At 48.2% G+C, this 22474-nt stretch carries 15 protein-coding genes; 2 read left to right on the plus strand and 13 right to left on the minus strand.

Translation table 11 applies throughout. The annotated features are described in order from the left end of the window. Position 1: 1 nt before the first annotated feature. From pknB to ACYVD3_RS10170, 13 genes are all read right to left on the minus strand, one after another. Positions 2-2161 carry a Stk1 family PASTA domain-containing Ser/Thr kinase gene (gene pknB / locus ACYVD3_RS10110; RefSeq protein ID WP_460642375.1) on the minus strand — a complete coding sequence of 720 codons (2160 nt, stop codon included), beginning with the start codon at positions 2159-2161 and terminating at the stop codon, positions 2-4. After that, positions 2158-2901 carry a Stp1/IreP family PP2C-type Ser/Thr phosphatase gene (locus ACYVD3_RS10115; RefSeq protein ID WP_460642376.1) on the minus strand — a complete coding sequence of 248 codons (744 nt, stop codon included), beginning with the start codon at positions 2899-2901 and terminating at the stop codon, positions 2158-2160. Before ACYVD3_RS10115 ends, pknB begins: the two co-directional genes overlap by 4 nt. Before the next feature lie 103 nt (positions 2902-3004). Then, positions 3005-4057, minus strand: coding sequence for a dual-specificity RNA methyltransferase RlmN (gene rlmN, locus ACYVD3_RS10120; RefSeq protein ID WP_460642377.1), 1053 nt, complete (start codon positions 4055-4057; stop codon positions 3005-3007). Positions 4058-4130: 73 nt separating this feature from the next. Further along, the gene (rsmB, locus tag ACYVD3_RS10125) at positions 4131-5468 is read right to left on the minus strand and encodes a 16S rRNA (cytosine(967)-C(5))-methyltransferase RsmB (RefSeq protein ID WP_460642399.1); all 1338 of its coding nucleotides are present in this window, start codon (positions 5466-5468) and stop codon (positions 4131-4133) included. After that, a complete protein-coding gene (locus tag ACYVD3_RS10130) occupies positions 5461-6177 on the minus strand; it encodes a zinc metallopeptidase (protein ID WP_460642378.1) in 717 nt (238 codons plus the stop codon). Before ACYVD3_RS10130 ends, rsmB begins: the two co-directional genes overlap by 8 nt. Before the next feature lie 2 nt (positions 6178-6179). Continuing rightward, complete coding sequence (fmt, locus tag ACYVD3_RS10135; protein ID WP_460642379.1) at positions 6180-7268, minus strand: methionyl-tRNA formyltransferase; 1089 nt, start codon at positions 7266-7268, stop codon at positions 6180-6182. A gap of 2 nt (positions 7269-7270) precedes the next feature. Further along, positions 7271-7762: a peptide deformylase gene (def, locus tag ACYVD3_RS10140; protein ID WP_460642380.1), complete on the minus strand. Its 492-nt coding sequence runs from the start codon at positions 7760-7762 to the stop codon at positions 7271-7273. Positions 7763-7780: 18 nt separating this feature from the next. After that, on the minus strand, positions 7781-10009 hold the full coding sequence (gene priA, locus ACYVD3_RS10145; protein ID WP_460642400.1) for a replication restart helicase PriA: 2229 nt from the start codon (positions 10007-10009) through the stop codon (positions 7781-7783). A gap of 225 nt (positions 10010-10234) precedes the next feature. After that, entirely contained in the window at positions 10235-11605 is a 1371-nt protein-coding gene (locus ACYVD3_RS10150; RefSeq protein ID WP_460642401.1) for a UDP-N-acetylmuramoyl-tripeptide--D-alanyl-D-alanine ligase, read from the minus strand. A gap of 174 nt (positions 11606-11779) precedes the next feature. After that, positions 11780-13255: a UDP-N-acetylmuramoyl-L-alanyl-D-glutamate--2,6-diaminopimelate ligase gene (locus ACYVD3_RS10155; RefSeq protein WP_460642381.1), complete on the minus strand. Its 1476-nt coding sequence runs from the start codon at positions 13253-13255 to the stop codon at positions 11780-11782. 13 nt (positions 13256-13268) lie between these two features. Beyond that, positions 13269-14939: a formate--tetrahydrofolate ligase gene (locus ACYVD3_RS10160; RefSeq protein WP_460642382.1), complete on the minus strand. Its 1671-nt coding sequence runs from the start codon at positions 14937-14939 to the stop codon at positions 13269-13271. A 38-nt stretch (positions 14940-14977) separates the two neighbouring features. Continuing rightward, positions 14978-17656: an FtsK/SpoIIIE family DNA translocase gene (locus ACYVD3_RS10165; RefSeq protein WP_460642383.1), complete on the minus strand. Its 2679-nt coding sequence runs from the start codon at positions 17654-17656 to the stop codon at positions 14978-14980. Positions 17657-17717: 61 nt separating this feature from the next. Beyond that, positions 17718-18500 carry a ClpP family protease gene (locus tag ACYVD3_RS10170; RefSeq protein ID WP_460642384.1) on the minus strand — a complete coding sequence of 261 codons (783 nt, stop codon included), beginning with the start codon at positions 18498-18500 and terminating at the stop codon, positions 17718-17720. Positions 18501-18828: 328 nt separating this feature from the next. Between ACYVD3_RS10170 and ACYVD3_RS10175 the strand changes: the two genes are divergently transcribed. Further along, entirely contained in the window at positions 18829-20160 is a 1332-nt protein-coding gene (locus ACYVD3_RS10175) for a citrate synthase (protein ID WP_460642385.1), read from the plus strand. 3 nt (positions 20161-20163) lie between these two features. Further along, on the plus strand, positions 20164-22474 hold a 2311-nt coding region (locus ACYVD3_RS10180; RefSeq protein ID WP_460642386.1), incomplete at its 3' end, for a hydratase.

Consider the following 22474-nt stretch of genomic DNA (forward strand, 5'->3'; position numbering starts at 1 on the left):
CTTATGTTTGGGGAACTGGAATAAATGTGATGGAGTAAGAATTGATCACATCTCCTGTCTCCACATTCACGATCTCTACAGTTCCGCTGGTAACGCCGTAAGCACCTTCTATATTCTTAAATGATACGGGAAGCATCTGGTCACCTGTCATAGTAACAGGTCCCATAAGCTCTCTGACTTCGTCTTTTCCGTTGACTGGCTGCCTTAGCTGTATCTTTAAAGTGAGCTGCGTGCTGCCGGAGCCTGGCCCGATGATGTTCTGCAGGGAATAGGATTTGTCAATGGAAGCCAGATATTTGTATTTGGACTGCTGGGCAGTCCCGCTGCTGACCACATAATTTATGGCGGTTCCCGCTTCTACCTGTGTGTTTGCCGTTAAGGACTGGCTGATAACGCTGCCACGGGAAACCGTCTCTGAGGCCGCTTCTGTAACCGTTCCCTGTACCAGTCCCACATCAGCCAGCATCTCCAAAGCAATTTCCTCGGTCTGCCCGGCAATATTAGGAACAGTAACAGGGTTGACCAGGGCCGGGCCGCTGCTTACAATCAGGGTTACGGTCTCCCCTTCTTTTGCCTCAGTGGGGCTGTAGCTGATCACATATCCTGCCGCTATGGTATCGCTGTTCTTCTGCTCCACATTAACGGTCAGGCTGCTGCCCTCCAACGCTGCTTTTGCAGAAGCGCCATCCATCTTTTCCAGGCCAAGCTTTGTTAAGTCAATGGTTACGTATTCCGGTCCCTTGCTGACCACCACATAGACAGCAGAATACTTATCGATTACCGTATCCTCTGCCGGGTCCTGGGATACAATATCCCCTTTGTCAACGGTGTCATGAAATACATAATTGCTAACCTTCATATACAGTCCGCCGTTATCCTTTAGCTTCTGCTCTGCAATGTCCGTTGCCAATCCTACAATGCTGGGCATTTTTACCTTTTTGTCGCTTAAGGTTTCTTCCGTAGAAATCTCCGCCGTTGATTCCGTCTCTTTGGGGGATCCGGAACGGAATAAACCGCTCACTTTGGAGAATACAATGATCAGTACCACCACAATAAGGATGGCAACAACCACACCTGCAGCGGTCAAAAGCCGCTCTATTTTTGGATTGATATCATCCTCGGAATCCTGTTTTCTGGTTCTGCCGCTGCCCGTTTGCTGGTCAGGTTTTTTTTCCATGCGTCGGTCCGGTCTCTGCTCCTGGTTCCTGCCTCCATTCCGGCCGGCCACAGGATCTGCCTGTATCTTCCGGCCGGAACGGATCTGCTCCAGCTCCGGCTTTCCAATAATGACCGTCTGGGAATCATCCACCTGGGAATTATACTGGACAAAATCCCCGTCAGGATTAACAAGCGCCTTCCGTAAATCGGAGATGACCTCCTGCATACTTCCGTAACGGTACTCCGGTTTTTTCTCGGTACACTTTAAAATGATATTTTCAAGCCCTACCGGAATGCTCTCATTATAGAAGCTGGGCGGTGTAATGGGGTCTTCCAAATGGGCCAGGGCAACGGTCACCGTATTGTCTCCCTGAAACGGGACACGGCCGGCTACCATTTCATACATGGTGATTCCCAGAGAATAAATATCGCTTCTGACATCGCTGTAACCGCCTCTTGCCTGTTCCGGCGATATGTAATGGACAGATCCTACCGCAGTAGCGCTTAAGGTCTGGGAAGTAGCCGCCCGGGCGATTCCGAAATCAGCAACCTTTACCTTTCCATCTCTGGCAATAATAATATTCTGAGGCTTGATATCCCGGTGTATGATCCCCTGTTCATGGGCAGCCGCGATTCCCTGTGCAACAGAAATTGCAACGCCGATGGCCTCCTTAACATCAAGACAACTCTTTTTTGTTATATAATTTTTTAAAGTAATGCCTTCGATCAGTTCCATGACAATGTAATGGAGGGTCCCTTCGTCCACAACATCATAGATATTGACGATGTTGGGATGGGAAAGGCGGGCAGCCGCCTGGGCCTCCATTTTAAATTTGCTGACAAAGCCGCTGTCCGAACTGAACTCTTCCTTTAATACCTTAATTGCGACAGGGCGGTTTAATTTATGGCACAGGGCCTTATACACATCTGACATCCCGCCGGAACCAATCTGGTCCAGTATCTCATATCTGTCCTGTAAAAATGTCCCCGGTCTCAAGATCATAAGCTTACCTCCCTGCCAATTTGTGGTTCAATCAATACAACAGCTATGTTGTCTCTTCCCCCATTGTCATTGGCTACTGTAATTAATTTTTCTGCCTTTTCCGGCAATTCCAGTTCTGAGCAGATAATTTCTTCCATCTCAGCGTCCTCAAGCATATTACTGAGTCCATCGGAACACATGAGCACATAATCTCCCGGCTCCAGGCTGACTTCAAAAAAATCAATCTCCAGCTTATCCTCTGTACCAACCGCTCTTGTTATAATATTCTTTTTTTCCCGGTAGTCCCGGCTTCCACGTTCCAACTGGCCTAAAGATACCAGCTCTTCCACGTAGGAATGATCCTTTGTGATCTGCTGCATCCGGTTCCTTACCAGATACAGGCGGCTGTCTCCAACGTTAGCCACATACATGGTAGAGCCCTCGATCACTGCCGCCACCAAGGTCGTACCCATGCCGTTTAGTTCTGTGTTTTTCATGGATTCCTGGTGCAGCAAACCGTTGACCTTTAGGATCCCCTCCCGAAGAAGCGGAACAATTTGAGGCGAATCCGCCTGTTTTAAGTGAGCCACCAGATTTTCGGCAATGTATCTGGAAGCATAATCCCCGGCCTGATGACCGCCCATGCCGTCTGCAACCAAAAAAAGATTGGGCAGTGTACCCAAAGGATCTGTTGAGGCATAGACATAATCCTGATTGGCCGTACGGACTCTTCCGGTGTCCGTCATAGCGCAAGCCTTCATCGTTTCATTCTCACTTCCTCTTTATTTCTGTAAGCAATGAGCCAGGCGAAGGAATCTTGATTCCTGCATCCGGCAAATGCTGCAAGGGTCAATACCACCTGGTTTACTGCGGAACATTTGACTCCTGATTTAAAAAGCTCTTTCTCAACTGCCCGCAGGCGCCGTTAATATCCCGGCCCATTTCTCTTCTTATAGTAACATTTATTCCGTTTTTTTCAAGAAGATTTTTAAAGGCTTCTATGGATTTCCGGTCTGACTGTACGAAATTGCGTTCCTTAATCGGATTTACCGGAATCAGATTCACATGCCCGTGCTGGCCTTTTAAAAGGGCAGCCAGAGCGGAGGCCTCTTTTAAATTGTCGTTGACACCGCTCACCAGGCTGTATTCAAAGGTAAGCCTTCGTCCGGTCTTTTCAAAATACGTCTGGCAGGCATCCAGCACATCCTTTAGAGGAAAACGGTTCGCCACAGGCATCAGGGTTTTTCTGACCTCATCGTTTGGAGCGTGAAGAGATAACGCCAAAGTAATCTGCAGATCTTTTTCCGCCAGCTTAAGGATTCCGGGAACAATGCCGCAGGTAGATACGGTTATGTTGCGCTGGCTGATATTCAGCCCGTTTTCATCTGTAAGAAGGCCAATGAATTGAACCAGATGATCGTAATTATCCAAAGGTTCTCCAGAGCCCATGACCACCACATTGGAAACCCGTTCCCCTGTGATCTTTTGGATCCGGTATATCTGTTCAAGCATTTCAGATGGACTTAAGTTTCTTTCCAGACCGTCAAGAGTGGAAGCACAGAACCGGCAGCCCATACGGCAGCCCACCTGGGAGGAAATACAGACCGAATTTCCATGCTTGTATTTCATCAAAACGCTTTCAATCACATTCCCATCAGAAAGAGCGAATAAATATTTTCTTGTTCCATCTATTTTTGAAATCTTTTCCTCCACAACGGTAAGGGTTGTAAGCTCTGTCTGCTGAAAAAGCTTTTCCTTCAGTGAGTTAGGAAGATTGGTCATTTCATTAAAATCAGCAGCCAGTTTTTGGTGCATCCATTCATAAAGCTGTTTTGCACGGAATGGTTTTTCTCCAATGGCTACCACATAAGCAGATAACTGCTTCATATCCAAAGACTTTATATCTATCTTATCCATTCTAAATTTCCTCTATTCTGCCCATGTTTTCCGGGCAGGGCCCACCCCGCTTTATCGGGTGTAAGGGTATGCCTTAAAGGCTCTGTCTTTTCTCAAATGCCGCAATAAAGAATCCGTCACATGGATGGATTCCCGGCAAAAACTGGAGGGATTCCTGTTTTATTGCGGTCAAATTCAGCTTCTCACCCAGTTTGCCTTTCAGATCAATGCAGTCAAATGGAAAACGATCAAGAAACCACTGGGCATTTTCTTCATTTTCTTTCCTGTTTATGGTACAAGTACTGAAAATAAGCCGTCCCCCCGGCTTTACGTAAGCCTGGACGACTGACAGGATCTCCCTCTGGAGAGCAGCCAGGGATTCTAAGGCCTCCGGCGTCATACGGTATTTGATATCCGGCTTTCTTCCGATAATCCCAAGCCCGGAGCAGGGCAGATCGGCAATGACTATATCCGCTTTCCCAACAGAGTCCGGGTCAGAAACAAGGGCATCCTGAACCCTTGTGCGGATATTTGAAAAGCCGCACCTCTTAATATTTTCCTGGACCATGCTTATTTTATAGAGGCTTAGATCCCGAACCTCCACCATGCCCGTTCCGTCAAGCTTATCAGCGATATGGATGCTCTTTCCTCCCGGAGCCCCACAGACATCAATGACATAATCGCCCTTTTTCGGGTCTGCGATTTCACCTACAAAGCTGGAGCTTAGATCCTGCACCTGGATATATCCCTTTTGGAATGCCTCCAGCCCTTCCAAATAATCATATTTTTCAATGCAAAGCATTGCTTCCGAAATTCCGGACTCACTCACTTCTGCCCCCTGATTTCTAAGGCACTGCAGAATTTCTTCTTTGGAAGCCTTTGCAAAATTACAGCGGACAATCGTCTTTTTATTCTTTAAAAAGGATTCCATCATAGTGACTGCCGTTTCCCTGCCATAGGTTTCTTCCCACATAGATACGATCCAGGATGGCATGGAATAACGGATGGAATCATCGGGCCAGGTAAGGCCCTCTTTATTTCTGGAAATATTCCTCAGCACGCCGTTAATAAAGCCTTTTAATCCTGTAAACTTCCGTTTCACGGCAAGCTTCACCGCTTCGTTGCACACGGCAGAATCCGGAACACGGTCCATATAAACAAGCTGGTAAACCGACATGCGCAAAATAGTGCGTATTACCGGCTTCATCTTCCGGACCTTTGTATTGGAAAAGGAATCAATGATATAATCAATCTGAAGCAGGTATTCCACCGTTCCTTCTACGATTCTGGAAATAAAGGCCCGCTCTGATTTGTCCAGGTACTGATATTTATTTAAGGCCTGGTGCAGAATGATGTGACTGTAACCTCCCCGCTCCAGGATCTCCAACAGGATATCCAGCACGAGTTCCCTGCTGTCCGCCTCCTTAGTCATCATTCCTTCTTCCTCCGAATAAGATAACCAGCCTCAAAAGCTGAAGAACCGTGGCCGCAAGCGCCGCCACATAGGTAAGGGCAGCCGCACCCAGCACTTTTCTGGTATATCCTAATTCCTGGTCGCCTAAAATTCCTACCTGGCCAAGAAGAGTGACCGCCCGGCTGGAAGCATTAAATTCCACAGGCAAGGTAACCAACTGGAAAATAACAGCCAGGGAAAACAGGATCAGCCCCACATTAACCAGTGGAGAACCGGCTCCCCCAATGATGACACCAAGAATGATAAGGGGCAGTGCTGCCTTGGAGCCAATATTGGCTGCCGGAACAATGGCTGCCCGAAGCTTAAGGGGGATATAACCCGTGTTGTCCTGCATAACATGGCCGCATTCATGTGCGGCAACGCCGATTGCTGCCACTGACGTAGAGCCGTAAACAGAATCCGACAGATTAACAGTTTTCGTTCTGGGATCATAATGATCCGTAAGCTGCCCGCCTACAGACCTTACCTGAACATCGTAGATTCCCTGGGAATTTAACAGGCGTTTTGCAGCCTCCGCCCCAGTCATCCCGGACATGCTTCTGACTTTTGAATATTTGTTAAATGTACTGCTCACCTTTGCAGATGCCGCCATGGACAAAACTGCTCCGATGATGACCAGGATCCAGGTCGGATCCAGGTAATATCCCATCATACCGCCATAATACATAATCAGACTCCCCTTTCCTCTTTCCTGCCCACGTTTTCCGGGCATAAAGGTATGCCCGCAGGGCGTTCCTCTTTCCTGCCCACGTTTTCCGGGCAGGGTCCACCCCGCTTTATCGGGTGTAAAGGTATGCCCGCAGGGCGTTCCTCTTTCCTGCCCGCAAGGCGCTCTAAAATGGTTCCTTCCGCAATGGGATACCCGCGGAGAAACGCATCAACATCCATACATTTTTTTCCCTGCAACTGCAGCTTGCGGATGGATATGCCGCCTTTCCCTGTCTTTATGACCAGAGAATTCCGGCCCACCTCTGCCACCTGGCCCCAGGCTCCCTCATATTCCTTATCTATCACTTCTGCTTCCCACAGTTTCATCACTTTTCCATTCCAGGTCGTATAGGCGCTGGGCCATGGATTTAAGCCCCTGATAAGGCGTTCAATGGATACTGCATCCATAGACCAGTCAATATCTCCCATGGACTTTTTAATCATGCCTACGTAGCAGGTTTTGGAATCATCCTGGGGGGTGCGAACAGCAATTCCCTCTTCCAGTTTCTGAATGGTTTTTAAAATAAGCCTGCTTCCCATCCCGCTCAGCTTATCATGAAGGCTGCCAAAGGTCTCCTTTTCATCCAAAGCAACGGCTTCCTGATCCAGCATATCTCCCGTATCCAGGGATTCTGCCATCATCATGGTGGTGACCCCGCTTTCCTTTTCCCCGTTAATGACCGCATACTGTATCGGAGATGCACCGCGGTATTTGGGAAGCAGAGATGCATGGATATTCACACAGCCGTATTTAGGTATATCCAGAATGGTTTTCGGCAGGAGCTGGCCGAAAGCAATCACCACAATCAAGTCCGGAGCCATATCCCTCAGGACTTTAACAAACTCCGGATCCCTGGCCTTGACCGGCTGGTAAACGGGGATGTGGTATTCCAGTGCTTTTTCCTTAACAGGAGTCATCTGGACTTCCTTTCCTCTTCCCTTGGGTTTGTCCGGCTGGGTAACTACCGCAAGGATTTCATGCCCGGCTTCCTTTAAAGCCACAAGAGCTGAAACGGAAAAATCAGGCGTTCCCATAAATATGATGCGCATAATTATTCTTCAACCTCTCCTTCTTCCTCATCAAGGGTAACATCCTCCAGCTCGCCTTCCACCTTGTCTACGTATAAATCACCGTTTAAATGATCGCATTCATGGCAGATTGCCCTGGCTAAAAGCCCTTCCCCTTCCAGTTCATAAGGCTCCATACCAGCGTCATAAGCCTTTATTTTTACGTACTCAGGCCTTGTAACCGTTCCTGATTTTCCAGGTACGCTAAGGCAGCCTTCCGGCCCGGTCTGGCTTCCTCTTGTCTCCAGGATTTCCGGATTAATGAGAACATACTGGTTGTCATCCTCTACGTCTATCACAACGATCTGCTTTAAGACTCCCACCTGAGAAGCCGCAAGACCAACTCCATTGGAATCGTACATGGTTTCAAACATATCCCCGATCAGTTCGGTAAGCCTTGGCGTGATTTCTTTTATAGGTTTGCAGTGCTTTCTTAAAATTTCATCTCCAATGGTTCTAATCTTTCTAATTGCCATTTTCCTTTATCCTCTCATTTATGAAAAATCATACTGGACCATCACCTGATCAAACAGCGCCCGATGGCCTTCTGAAAAACTGTCGATCTGATCCCTGATTTTTATTAGTATATCATAGTTTTCCTGTTTCAAGTATAAAATTTTTCTATAGATATCATTAATTTTGTAAATGGAAGCTTCTACAGGGCCGATGACCTGTATCCCTTCCCGCTCCCCGAGGGGACCAATGAAATCCGCTGCCGCTGACGCTGCTTCGATTAAGCAGTTCTCCTGTCTGGAGGCAAATTGGACTGTTAAGAGGCCGCTTACAGGAGGGTATTTCATCAGACGGCGGTATGCCATTTCCTGATGGTAAAACGCCTCATAGTCCTGGTTTGCAGCGGTCACAATGCTGTAGTGCTCCGGGCTATAGGTTTGAATGATCACATCACCATTTCGAAAATCCCGACCGGCCCTTCCCGCCGCCTGGGTAAGAAGCTGGAAGGTCCGCTCTGCGGAACGGTAATCCGGTGTATTTAAAGACAAGTCCGCAGCCATTACCCCTACCAGGGTCACATTTGGGAAATCATGGCCCTTTACGATCATCTGAGTGCCGATGAGAATGTCCGCCTCACCCTCAGAAAAGGCAGTGAGTATCTCCTCATGGCCTCCTTTTTTTGAGGTGGTATCCAAATCCATCCGCAGGACTCTGGCGGCCGGGAACATTTTTTTGGTCATCTGTTCGATCTTCTGGGTCCCAACTCCGAAATTGGCGATGTAAGGAGAACCACAGGATGGGCAGCGGTCCGGCATGGCTATGGAATATCCGCAATAATGGCATACAAGGCTGCTGTTATTATGGAGTGTTAAGGTCACGTCACAATGGGGGCAGCGAATAGCTTCGCCGCAGGAACGGCAGGATACAAAATTGGCATACCCCCGCCTGTTGATAAACAGCATGACCTGTTCCCGCTTTTCCAGCCGGTCCTGGATCAGGGCCTTTAAGCTTCTGCTGAAAATGGATTTGTTGCCCTCCTTAAGCTCCTGTCTTAAGTCCACCACGGATACTGCCGCCAGACGGCTGTCTTTTTTCGCCCGTTCCGTCAGGCGGAAAAGCTGGTATTCTCCCCGAAGGGCTTTTGTGTAAGCTTCCAGGGAGGGCGTTGCCGAGCCCAGCACCAGGGAGGCACCCTGCATGGAGGCTCTTTTCACAGCCACTTCCCTGGCATGGTACCTTGGGGACACCTCGCTTTTATATGCTCCTTCATGCTCTTCGTCTATAAGGATCAGGCCGAGATGGGAAAAGGGAGTAAACAGAGCCGACCGGGGTCCGATCATAATATCAATATCCCCGTTTCTTGCCCGTTCAAACTGGTCATACCGTTCTCCTGCCGACAGTCTTGAATTGATGATGGACACCCGCTTTCCGAATCTTCCGTAGAAACGAAGGACCGTCTGGTAAGTCAGGGCGATTTCCGGAATGAGAACAATCACCTGCTTTCCATCCTCTATGACCTTTTGGATCAATTCCATGTAAACTTCCGTTTTACCGCTTCCTGTGATGCCGTGAATCAAATAGGTTTTTCTGATATTTTGGGAGTAATCCAGGCAAAAGCTGTCTGCGATGGCTTGCTGTTCCTCATTTAAGCACACCTCATTTCCTTCTTTTGCCTTTGTCTTAACAGGATTTCTGTAAACCTCCTCGCAGTCAAGGCTTACATATCCCTTTTCAATGACCGGCTTTAAGGTGGCGGCAGAAAGGTTCATCTGATTGACCGCAATTTCATAGGGAATTACAGGATTTTTCAAAAATGCCTGAAAGAGGCGTACTCTGGCCTTATAGCTCTTTTTTTCCGCTTCCTCTAAAGCCTTTAAAAGCTGGGAAGGGTCCAGAAGGCTTTTAAGCACCTTTTTTTCTTTGGGCTTCACCTTTTGTTTCACCGGAAGCACCGTTTTTAATGCCTGGTTCATGGTGGAGCCATACTGCTCTTTCAACCACCATGCCAGGGAAATAAGCAGAGATTCCGCCGATATGCCATCCTTTACGATCCCTGCTATCTCCTTAATCTTATCCGGATCATAATCCGCATGGGCAGCAATGCCGACCACGTATCCTTTCCGCATGGAATTCCCTTTTCCAAAAGGAATCAAAACCAGGGACCCAACGGCCACTTCCTCAAGAAGCCCGGCCGGAATCCGGTAATCAAAGGTTCTGTCAACCTTTTCATGGGAAATATCAATAATAATCCGGGCAAATCGTTCCGCCATTGCTTTCCTCTTTTCCGCCATGCTTTTTGGCATAAAGGTATACCCGAAGGGTGTTTCCTCTTTTCCGCCATGCTTTTTTGGCATAAAGGTATACCCAAAGGGTGTTTCCTCTTTTCCGCCATGCTTTTTGGCATAAAGGTATACCCAAAGGGTGTTTCCTCTTTTCCGCCATGCTTTTTGGCATAAAGGTATACCCAAAGGGTATTTCCTCAAATTCCGGGATTGTCAGTCCCTGTAAAATTTCTCTGCCACCGGGCCGAGCTTCATGCTGTTGGAGCCTTTAAACAGCACGCAGTCCCCTTCCTTTAATTCCTCTTTTAAATAAGACACCAGGGGATCCTGTTCCAGGAACTCCTTCACCAGGATATGAGGGGCATGTTCCTTCACCGCCCTGGCAATTTCCCCTGCCAGCTCTCCCAGAGTCACAACCTCATATACCGGATGTTCTGCAATATATTCTCCGATTTCATAATGATATGACCGGGTTTCTTCTCCCAGCTCCTTCATATCGGCCAGTACGGCGATTCTTCGTTCCGCCTTTGTTATGGAACCTAAAACCTCCAGTCCCGCTTTCATGGAGACCGGGCTGGCGTTGTATGTATCGTCAATGATGGTCATGCCTCCGGTATGATAAATCTGCTGCCGGTTCTTAAAACCCGTAAATTCCTCAAGGCATTTTGCGGCTTCCTCCATGGGAATCCCGCATTCAGAAGCTACCGCAAGGGATACCATGGCATTTAACACATTATGGCTTCCCATTACCGTAAGGCGCACTGGGATCCGTTTCTGGCCGAAAGCCGCCGTAAAAGCAGGAAAACCTTCTTTCAAATGGACATCCAAAGCCCTGTAATCACAATTTTCCCCTGTTCCGTAATAAATGGTCCTGCAGCCCTCTTTTGCTTTTGTGGCTTTTAAAAACTGGTCATCTCCATTTAAAAACAGAATTCCGCCTTCCGTCATCCCATCCTGGATGGTCATCTTTTCCCTGTAAATGTTTTCCTGGGTGCCAAGCTGTTCAATATGAGTCACTCCGATGTTGGTGATCACGGCCATCTGGATTTTTGCGATCCTTGCAATGACAGTCAGTTCTCCTGGCTCACTCATCCCCAGCTCAATGACTCCGATTTCATCCTCCGGTGTAATTTCCGATATGGTGATGGGTACCCCCACCTGGCTGTTATGGTTTCCAGGCGTCTTATAGACGGAATAACGGGCAGACAGGGCACAGGCTACCATTTCCCTTGTGGTGGTCTTTCCCACGCTTCCCGTAATTCCCACCAGGGGAAGGGTCAGCCGGTCCCTGTAATAGCTGCCAATATCCTGAAGAGCCTTTTTTGTGTCCTCCACCCGGATCCATGGTCTGGCTGAGTCCATGGTGTCATTCTGGCTGGTAAGGGCTGCCGCCGCCCCATTGTCAAATGCCTGCCCGATAAAGCGGTGGGCATCTTGCCTTTCTCCGATGATGGGGACAAACAGGTCATTCCCTTTCATGGTTCTGGAGTCAATGCTTATGTGCTCCAGGACCGTATCCTCACTTCCGCAAAGAAGCCTTCCGCCTGTGGCTGAAAGTATTTCCTTTACCCTCATATTTACCATTGCTTCCTCCGTTCCATGTGCGCCTGGTGCGCACATCACTTTCATCTTTCCTGCCACGCATTTTGGGCATAAAGGTATGCCCAAAGAGCGTTCCATCTGCCGTCTACCGTGGAAATGCCGAAAGCCGCATTTTTTACGGCTTCCGGCATTTCTTTTATTGTCGCTGCCTTCTATTTAAGCTTCCTTTGAAAGCTGGGCTTCCACCGCTTTTAAGACCTCTTCCCGGTCTGAAAAATGGTAGCGGACTCCGTTCATCTCCTGGTAATTCTCATGTCCCTTCCCAATAATGGCGATCATGTCGCCGGGCTGGGCATGGGTGATGCTGTAGCGGATCGCTTCCCTGCGGTCCGGAATTTCCATGAATTTTCCTCCGGTCTTTTCAAGGCTTCCCCGGATGTCTGCGATAATATCTTCCGTTTTTTCGTACCTGGAATTATCCGCAGTAATGATGGTAAAATCCGCCAGACGTCCCGCGCTGTCTCCCATGGAAATCCGCCGGTCCTTGGAACGGTTTCCGCCGCAGCCAAAGACACAGACAAGGCGTCTGGGATGATAATCCCGTAGGGTTGTAAGCAGACTTTCCATGCTGACCGCATTATGGGCATAATCTACGATCACCGTACACTTTTCAGAGGCATATACAATTTCCATACGCCCGTTCACATTTAGATGTTCCAGTCCATGACAGATATTCTCTTTGGGAAGTTCTAAAAAGCTTAAAATGCTGACCGCGGCCAGTGCATTGGCAACGTTAAAGCGTCCCGGAATATTCACCCGGACAGACAGCTCACAGGTACCCGTGATATCAAATTCCAGCCCTACAAAATCAGGCTGGGCGATGTAGCGGATGGCCTCTGCCTTAAAGTCCGTACCCTTTTTCTCCATGGAAAAGGAATAGATCCTGCAGGAGGCATCCTTTACCACTTCAGCCCAATGCTCATCATCACCGTTCATGATGCCCACTTTACAGCAGGAAAAAATCCGGGATTTATAAAAAAGATATTCCTCAAAATCATCATGCTCATCCGGTCCGATATGATCAGGAGAAATATTGGTAAACAGCCCGTAATCAAAGCAGATTCCATCCACCCGGTGCATCTTAAAGGCCTGGGAGGAAACCTCCATGACCATATATTCACAGCCTGCTTCAGCCATATGGCTGAACGCCTGGTGAAGCTCATAAGACTCAGGAGTCGTATTCATCGTAGGTGTTACATCCTGGCCAATGACAATTCCTGTGGTTCCGATCATCCCCACTTTCTTTCCGCAGGCCTCCAAAACCGTCTTGATCATGTGGGTGGTGGTGGTCTTGCCCTTAGTTCCTGTCACGCCGATGGTCACCATTTTTTTGGCCGGATAGCTGAATCTGGCGGCTGATAAGAGCGCCAGCGCTTCTCTGGCATTATGTACGAGAATGGCAGTTACGCCATCCGGGAGTTTTATCTTTCGTTCTACCACCAGAATCTGTACCCCAGCGTCCACCACTTGAGGTATGAATTCATGGGAGTCGGTTCTGGTGCCCTTCATGCAGACAAATGCAACTCCATTCCGGGCTTTCCTGGAGTCATAAATCACATCCTCCACGTCCACGTCAAGGCTTCCCTGCAATACCTCATATGTTAAGTCTTTTAGCCATTCTTTAAACTTCATAGAAACCTCCCAATCAGAATAATCCGGTGATTACTCCATCTTCATTTACGTCAATATTATCTGCGGCCGGCTTCTTTGGAAGACCTGGCATGGTCATGATGGCTCCGGTCAGAATGACCACAAACCCGGCTCCTGCGGATACATAAGCATCCCGCACGGTAATGTCAAAGCCTTCCGGCCGGCCGAGCTTGGTCTGGTCATCGGATAAGGAATATTGTGTCTTTGCCATGCACACAGGAAGATTACCAAAGCCCATTTCTTCGAATTTTTTTATGGCTTTTAAGGCTGCCGGGGCATAGGCCACCCCATCAGCACCGTAGATTTCCCTTGCAACTGTGGCAATTTTATCTTTCAGCCCCACTTCATCAGGATAAATGGGTGCAAAATTACTTTCCTTATTTTCCAGGGTATAAAGGAGCTTCTCTGCCAGCTCTATGCCGCCCTCTCCTCCTTTTTCCCACACCTGGGATAAAGCGAATTCGCATCCTCTCTTTTCACAGAACGTTTGTACAAACCGGTACTCTGCCTCAGTGTCGGTGATAAAGGAATTTAAGGTAACAATGACCGGAACGCCGTACTTCATCATATTTTCAATGTGCTTTTCCAGATTGACGATGCCTTTTTCAAGGGCCTCTAAGTTTTCTTCCTTTAACTGGTCCTTTGGAACTCCGCCGTTGTATTTAAGAGCCCTCACTGTTGCAACCAGCACAATGGCATCCGGCTTTAATCCGGCCTTCCTGCATTTGATATCCAGGAATTTTTCGGCACCCAGATCCGCACCAAACCCTGCCTCCGTCACAACGATATCAGCCAGCTTTAAGGCTGTCTTGGTGGCACGGACGCTGTTGCATCCATGAGCGATATTTGCAAAGGGGCCGCCGTGAACGATGGCGCCGGTGTGCTCCAGCGTTTGTATCAGATTAGGCTTTAAGGCATCCTTTAGCAAAGCAGCCATGGCTCCTACTGCATTTAACTGAGAGGCGGTCACAGGCTCTCCAGCATAATTATATGCCACAATGATCCTTCCCAGCCGTTCTTTTAAATCTTCCATATCATTTGAAAGGCAAAGAATTGCCATGATTTCCGATGCCACCGTAATGACAAAGTGATCTTCCCTCACAAAGCCTTCCGCTTTTGAGCCAAGACCCACCACAGTATTTCTCAGGGCACGGTCATTCATGTCAAGACAGCGTTTCCAGAGAATCTGGCGGGTATCGATTCCAAGGGCGTTGCCCTGGTGGATATGGTTGTCTAATAAGGCGGCAAGCAGGTTATTGGCCGAGGTTATTGCATGAAAATCACCGGTAAAATGAAGATTTAAATCTTCCATAGGAACGACCTGGGCATATCCGCCGCCTGCCGCTCCGCCCTTAATGCCAAAACACGGACCAAGAGAAGGCTCCCGAAGGGCGATGATGGCTCTTTTCCCCATTTTTCCCAATGCCTGGCCAAGACCTACGGTAGTGGTGGTCTTTCCCTCCCCTGCAGGGGTGGGATTAATGGCGGTCACCAGCACCAGCCTGCCGTCAGGACGGTCCTTGACCCGTTCCCACAGGCTGTCAGTCAGCTTTGCCTTGTACTTTCCGTAAAGCTCCAATTCATCCTCGCCGATCCCATAGGAAGCAGCCACGTCTTTAATAGGCAGCATTTTTGCCTCTTGGGCGATTTCGATATCTGTTTTCATTTCCCAGTCCTCCTTCTATGTAAATGATACAGTTTTATTTAATAGCCCTGGGAAATCATTTCATCAAATTCCTCCAGGCTCATCAATACCTTACGGGGCTTGGTTCCTTCCTCTTCCCCTACCACACCGGCTTCTGCAAGCTGATCCATGATCCGGGCCGCCCGGTTAAAGCCTATTTTAAACATTCTCTGAAGCATGCCGATGGATGCTTTGTCCTTTTCAATGATAAATTTTCCGGCCTGGACAAAATATTCGTCCCGGTCATTTCCGCCGCCCTTCGCCTCTCCGCCTACAGGCACAGAAGCGATCATGCTTTCCACTTCCGGATTATAATCTGCGGTCATTCCCTGCTCTGTTAAGAAATCTACTACCTTTGAAACTTCGGAATCTGATACAAAAGCTCCCTGAACCCGCATGGGCTTTGGATAGCCTGCAGGGTAAAACAGCATATCGCCTTTTCCAAGAAGCTTTTCCGCACCGTTCATATCAATGATGGTCCTGGAATCCACACCGGAAGATACTGCAAAGGCCACCCTGGATGGAACATTGGCCTTGATCAGCCCTGTTATGACATTGACCGATGGGCGCTGGGTGGCGATGACTAAATGAATTCCCGCCGCTCTGGCAAGCTGGGCCAGACGGCAGATGGAATCCTCCACTTCTCCGGGGGCTACCATCATCAGATCCGCAAGCTCGTCAATAATGATAACGATCTGAGGCATCTTCTTAGGCTTATCCTCATCCTCAATATCCTTTATGCTTTCTACCTTTTCGTTGTATCCCTTGATCTCCCTGACATTATACTGGGCAAACTTATTATAACGGTCTGTCATCTCCGCCACCGCCCAGTTAAGGGCTCCGGAAGCCTTTTTAGGATCAGTGACAACAGGGAGGAGCAAATGGGGGATCCCATTATAAACACTTAACTCCACCACCTTTGGATCCACCATGATCAGCTTCACATCCTCCGGATCCGCCTTGAAAATGATGCTCATGATCAAGGTGTTGATGCAAACGGATTTACCGGAACCAGTGGCTCCGGCGATCAAAAGGTGGGGCATCTTTGCAATATCAGTCACAACCACCTGGCCGCCGATGTCTTTGCCCACCGCAAACGCAATTTTGGAGGAATGTTTCTGAAAACCGTCCACCTCCAGAATATCCCGTAAGTATACCATTTGGTTTTCTTTATTGGGCACCTCAATGCCCACCGCCGATTTTCCCGGTATGGGAGCTTCAATCCTGATATCCGCAGCCGCCAGACTCAATTTAATATCATCTGCAAGGCTTACGATCTTACTGACCTTCACCCCCTGCTCCGGATGAAGCTCATACCTGGTTACGGAAGGTCCGCAGCTTATATTGGTAACCGTAACCCCGACGCCGAAATTCTGAAGGGTCCGCTGAAGCTTGATGGCAGTATCCTTGTATTCCCGGTCGGAAAAGACCGCTGATTTCCCTTTTTTAAGAAGAGAAAGAGGCGGAAACTTATATTCCTTCTTTACGATCTCCTGTTTTTGCTTTATTTCCTGGATAACGATTAAATCGTCTTCCTTTGCGACCTCTTCCCGTCTCTTTTCCAGTTTTTTCTGAAGGGCTTCCGTATCTGTCTCTATGATCTTTCCGGAAGCGGTGACCACCTGCTTTGGTTCCTCTGGAATGGAAAAGGTGTCATTCTCTTCCGTCGGATAGCAGTCCTCTTCCACAACCTCCATTTCCTTTAAGGTTCTCATCTCTTTCTTCATATATATGGAAGACTCTCCCAGTGTATCTGCAAATGGTACAGCTCCCCTGTCAGGATCAAAAGGAACGGTATCCTCTTCATTTTCCACGACTGGCGAAATGCTGCCCCGGAAAATGTCCGCCGGATTAGGTTCGGCCGTTTCTGCAGAGGTAACGGCAGACAGCCGGTCTGCCTGGGCCATAATATCATCTCCAAGGCTTCCTGGAAGCTCGTCAGACAGTTCTTTGGAAAGGCTTTCCTCCTGGACCGTCTCCAGCTTTGTGGCATCCAGATTGACGCCCCGAAGCTTCTGCTCTTCCCAAAGCTGCCTGCGGGCTTCCTGGCGCTTTGCATGGATCTCTATGTGCATGTCCACGTTTTCCCTGGCATGGCGGTACGCCTTTCCGCTCCCCTTTTTTACGATATCCACAAAAGATTTTTCCGTAATACAGACCGCAGATATAATAAGAAGGACTCCTATTACCAGATAAGCTCCAACAACCCCGATCACAGCGGTAAGCCCTTCGGCCAGGAGGCCGCCAATAATCCCTCCTCCTCTTCCGCTTGCAGCGGCGTCAAAATAAATGTCGGCAAGTCCCATTCCCTGGCCGGTCTTTGCTCCAAAAAGAAGCTGTAAAAATCCACACAAAGAAACCAGCGCCAATATAAAAGACGCCAGTTTAAAAGTGGCCCTGGGATTTCCCTGATTGGAGATGTAAAATGCTGTTCCTGCAAACATCAGCACAGGGGCAATATATCCCACACTTCCGAATATGCCAAGCTGCACGCTCCGCAGAAAATCTCCCACCATGCCGCACAAATGAAAGTTGCTTAAAAACAGAATGGCCGCGGCCAGAAATGACATAATGATCACTACTTCTGAATGGATGAATTCTGGTTCCGGCAAAACCACATTTTTTTTGGCGCCGGTGCTTTTTGTATTCCCGTTTTTCCCTTTTTTCGCTGTTGTCCGTTTCTTCGTTGTCTCAGGCACAATGCTTCCCCCTTCTATCCGTTGGTAACAGTATACAAAAAAATCGGGAGAATTGCAACGATTAACAGGAAGCAGTTTCCATCAGTTCATATAATTTTCTCAAAGCATCCTTGATGCCGCCCACCTCATCAATAAGGCCTTCCTTTACGGTTTCCTCGCCTACCAGTACGGTACCTAAGTCTCTGGTGAGCATTTCCGTATTCAGCATAAGGCGCTTTAACTGGTCATAAGCGATCTCTGCATGGCTGGAAACAAAGCTTAAGATCCGGTCCTGTATCATTTCAAAATATTCATAAGTCTGGGAAGCACCGATCACCATTCCCGTCATCCTCACCGGATGTACCATCATGGTTCCGGTTGGTACGATAAAGGAGTAATCCGTACAAACTGCCAGGGGAACTCCAATGGAATGGCTTCCTCCAAGGACCAGGGATACGGTTGGAATGCTTAAGGAAGCGATCATTTCCGCAATGGCCAGGCCGGCATCCACATCACCGCCGGAGGTGTTTAAGAGAACCAAAAGCCCTTCCACCGAATCGTCATCTTCAATCTCAGCCAATTTCGGAAGGATGTGGTCATATTTTGTTGTCTTGCTGTTGCCGGACAGGTTCTCATGGCCTTCCACCTCTCCAATAATGGAAATCAGATGGATTTTCCGCTTCTTCGCATTGTCATCCAAAGTCATCTGGCCATATTCTTCCAGCTTTTCATCCTCTTTTTGTTCAATATCTTTTTCCGTCTTTTTTTCATCAAGGGTTTCCTTGTTTGTATTGCCGGAAGACTCATTCTGCTTATTATCCGGCTCTTCATTCTTCCGGTTGTTGTTGTACTGATGCTCTCTCACCTTAAAGACCTCCTGTTTTACTCTAAATTTGGTATTCTCTTATAATGTGGAGGAAACCATAAAAATATGCTTGAAAATCTTAAAACCGGTTTTTCCATTCTCATATAACAGGTCAGTCGCCCTCCTAATGCAATAACAATATTTTAGTTGTGATTATAACAAGTTATTGACTTTGATACTTTTCCATGGTAAACTACCAAACAACATAAAAAAAGTCACATTCTTGCCAATGGAGGCAGCGCCGGAGAGATCCTTTTGCGCTGCTTTTCTATAAACGGATACTTGCTCTTACGGCTGTGGCTTAACTAAAAAAAGGAGAGATTGTCCCATGAATAACTTTTTTATCGCACAAACCTTTGGCAAATCCTCAAATTTCACGGATATTCCAAACCACTTATTTAAGGAACACAATGTAAAAAAAGGACTCCGCAACGAAGACGGCACCGGGGTCCGGGTTGGCCTCACCCGTGTATCTGACGTAGTGGGCTATGAAATTCAAGACGGGAAAAAGGTCAATGTTCCCGGCAAGCTCTATTACCGCGGAATCGAGATCGGCGATCTGGTAAGCGGAAAGAATAATGAGCGTTACGGGTTTGAAGAGACTTCTTTTTTGCTCCTTTTTGGCTATCTTCCATCCAGAAAGGAATTAAAGGAGTTTACATCCACTCTCAGCCAGAACTACCTTCTTCCTGATGAGTTTCTGGAAAAAAATATGCTTCGCACCCCTTCCCGCAATTTGATGAACAGCCTTCAGCGGAACATCCTGGCCCTTTACGATTATGACGAGGAGCCGGATAATGTGGATCCCTATGAGACACTTTTAAAGGGAATCAACATCCTGGCAAAGCTTTCTTCCCTTTCCGTCTATGCATACCAGAGCAAGGTTCATCACTATGACAGAGACAGCCTGATCATACATTATCCGAAGCAGGAATATTCCATGGCAGAAAATATCCTCTACATGCTGCGCAGGGATGGGGCCTTTACCCAGCAGGAAGCAAATTTACTGGATGTGATGCTGATGATCCACGCAGACCATGGCGGCGGAAACAACTCTACTTTTACCAATGTGGTAATATCTTCCACCGGAACCGATATTTATTCGGCCATTTCCGCTTCCATCGGCTCTTTAAAAGGACCAAAGCACGGCGGCGCCAACATCTGCTGCAGTGAAATGATCAAAGCCATTGAAAAGGAAATCGGGTTAAAGGCAACGGAAACCCAGATGAAGGGTGTGATCCAGAAAATCCTTGCAAAGGATTTTTATGACAATTCCGGCCTTGTATACGGGCTTGGCCATGCGGTTTATACGATCTCCGATCCCAGAGCGGATTTATTAAAGGTCTGCTGCGAAAAGCTTGCCAAACAGAAAAACAGGGAAGATGAATATGAATTCCTGACAAAATTTGAGAAGGTTGCCAAAGCCTGCCTGGCTGGCAACGGAAAAACCCTGTCAAACAATGTGGACTTCTACAGCGGTTTCGCTTATAATATGTTACAGATACCGGAAGATATGTATACGCCTCTGTTTGTCTGCTCTCGTATGGCAGGCTGGCTGGCGCACAATATCGAAAACAAGCTGTACGACGGAAGAATCATGCGTCCGGCAACAAAATACGTAGGAGAAACCATTTCCTACAAAAAAAGAGAGGAAAGATAGCATATGGTGAAATTGTATGACGGCGGAGCTTATCTTGTTCATGGAAGGGAACTGGTTCCGGAACAGGAAGCTTTAAAAGTGGCTGCCCTTACAGGAAAGGCTGCAGATCAGGCTGAGGCCAAAAAGGGAACCATCGCCTATTCCATTCTAAAGGAACACAATACTTCGGATGACATGGATCATTTAAAGCTCCGTTTTGACTCCATGGCCTCCCACGACATTACATTTGTAGGGATTATCCAGACCGCCAGGGCATCAGGGCTTAAGGAATTCCCTATTCCATACGTTATGACCAACTGCCATAACTCCTTATGCGCAGTTGGCGGCACCATTAACGAGGATGACCACGTATTCGGACTTTCTGCCGCAAAAAAATACGGCGGGATCTTTGTTCCGCCACATATTGCTGTCATCCATCAGTACATGCGGGAAATGATGGCCGGCTGCGGGCGCATGATCCTTGGCTCTGACAGCCATACCCGGTACGGAGCCCTGGGAACAATGGCTGTGGGAGAAGGCGGCGGAGAACTGGTAAAACAGCTTCTCCAGGACACTTATGATGTGTCTTATCCAGGGGTTGTGGCCATTTATCTTACAGGAAGCCCATCTCCTTCGGTTGGTCCTCATGATGTGGCCCTGGCCATTATCGGAGCTGTTTTTCAAAGCGGCTATGTAAAGAACAAGATCATGGAATTTGTAGGACCTGGAGTTTCTTCCATGGATACGGATTACCGGAACGGCGTGGATGTCATGACAACGGAAACCACCTGCCTTTCTTCCATCTGGAGAACTGATGAGGATACAAAGGCCTATCTGGACCTTCATGGACGGGGAGATTCCTACAAGGAACTGAATCCTGGGGAAGTGGCTTACTACGACGGAGTCGTCTATGTGGATTTAAGCACCATCAGGCCCATGATCGCACTGCCCTTCCACCCAAGCAATACTTATGAGATCAACGAGCTGAACGAAAACCTGGGCGACATTCTCCGGACTGTGGAAAAAGAAGCGGCACGCATTGTGGGAAGTTCCAAGGCAATCCTTTCCCTCACCGATAAGATCGTGGATGGAAAGCTGATGGTCCAGCAGGGAGTGATCGCAGGCTGCGCCGGAGGCAACTACTCCAACGTCATGGCCGCGGCTCATATTCTGACGGGTAAAAACTGCGGAAATGACTTCTTTAATTTATCTGTGTATCCTTCTTCCCAGCCGGTATACATGGATCTGGTGAAAAAGGGAGCCATCTCAGAACTGATGGCAGCCGGAGCAACCGTTCGTACAGCCTTCTGCGGCCCATGTTTTGGCGCAGGGGATACGCCTTCCAACAATTCCTTAAGCATCCGCCACACCACAAGAAACTTCCCCAACAGGGAAGGCTCCAAGCCGGGAAGCGGACAGATTTCCTGTGTCGCCCTTATGGATGCCCGCTCCATTGCAGCAACGGCAGCAAACGGCGGTTATCTGACCTCTTCGGAAGGCTATGGAGAGGATTACCGCGTTCCCGCTTACGAGTTTGACCTTTCTTCCTATGAAAGGCGGGTATATCAGGGCTTTGGAAAGGCCCAGCCTGAGGTTCCCTTAATTTACGGCCCCAATATCAAGGATTGGCCGGCTATGAGCGCTCTGACAGAAAACATTATTTTGCGGGTATGCTCAAAGATCATGGATCCTGTTACTACCACCGATGAGCTGATCCCTTCCGGGGAAACCTCTTCCTACCGTTCCAACCCTCTTGGCCTTGCGGAATTTACACTGTCCCGCCGTGACCCGGAATACGTGGAACGTTCAAAAAAAGTAAATGAACTGGAGCAAATAAGAAAAGCCGGAAACAGCCCCTTAAAAGCCGATCAGCCGCTGGAATCCGCATTTAAAGCACTGAGCGCTTACTTGGACCAGGCGGAGCTGAATGCAGGGGAAACAGAGATCGGAAGCATGATGTATGCGGTAAAACCGGGAGACGGTTCCGCCCGGGAGCAAGCAGCAAGCTGCCAAAGAGTGCTGGGCGGTCTCGCCAATATTGCCAATGAATATGCCACAAAACGTTACCGTTCCAATGTCATGAACTGGGGAATGCTCCCCTTCCTTCTGGATGAGGAACCGGATTTTGAAGTAGGGGATTTCATCTATGTGCCTGGAATCCGCACCGCTCTTGACGGCGATATGAAGCACATTCCCGCTTATGTGGTAAAAAATAAGGAAGGGAATCCCATTGATGAAATAAAACTGCACATTGCTGATATGACCCCGGAAGAACGGGAAATCGTAAAGGCCGGATGCCTGATCAACTATAATAGAAATAAAAACCAAAAGCAGT

The organism is Lacrimispora brassicae (assembly GCF_054772055.1).

Coding starts and splice junctions, on each gene's coding strand:
- pknB (WP_460642375.1), bottom strand. CDS start 2,161: ATGATCTTGAGACCGGGGACATTTTTACAGGACAGATATGAGATACTG.
- ACYVD3_RS10115 (WP_460642376.1), bottom strand. CDS start 2,901: ATGAAGGCTTGCGCTATGACGGACACCGGAAGAGTCCGTACGGCCAAT.
- rlmN (WP_460642377.1), bottom strand. CDS start 4,057: ATGGATAAGATAGATATAAAGTCTTTGGATATGAAGCAGTTATCTGCT.
- rsmB (WP_460642399.1), bottom strand. CDS start 5,468: ATGACTAAGGAGGCGGACAGCAGGGAACTCGTGCTGGATATCCTGTTG.
- ACYVD3_RS10130 (WP_460642378.1), bottom strand. CDS start 6,177: ATGTATTATGGCGGTATGATGGGATATTACCTGGATCCGACCTGGATC.
- fmt (WP_460642379.1), bottom strand. CDS start 7,268: ATGCGCATCATATTTATGGGAACGCCTGATTTTTCCGTTTCAGCTCTT.
- def (WP_460642380.1), bottom strand. CDS start 7,762: ATGGCAATTAGAAAGATTAGAACCATTGGAGATGAAATTTTAAGAAAG.
- priA (WP_460642400.1), bottom strand. CDS start 10,009: ATGGCGGAACGATTTGCCCGGATTATTATTGATATTTCCCATGAAAAG.
- ACYVD3_RS10150 (WP_460642401.1), bottom strand. CDS start 11,605: ATGGTAAATATGAGGGTAAAGGAAATACTTTCAGCCACAGGCGGAAGG.
- ACYVD3_RS10155 (WP_460642381.1), bottom strand. CDS start 13,255: ATGAAGTTTAAAGAATGGCTAAAAGACTTAACATATGAGGTATTGCAG.
- ACYVD3_RS10160 (WP_460642382.1), bottom strand. CDS start 14,939: ATGAAAACAGATATCGAAATCGCCCAAGAGGCAAAAATGCTGCCTATT.
- ACYVD3_RS10175 (WP_460642385.1), top strand. CDS start 18,829: ATGAATAACTTTTTTATCGCACAAACCTTTGGCAAATCCTCAAATTTC.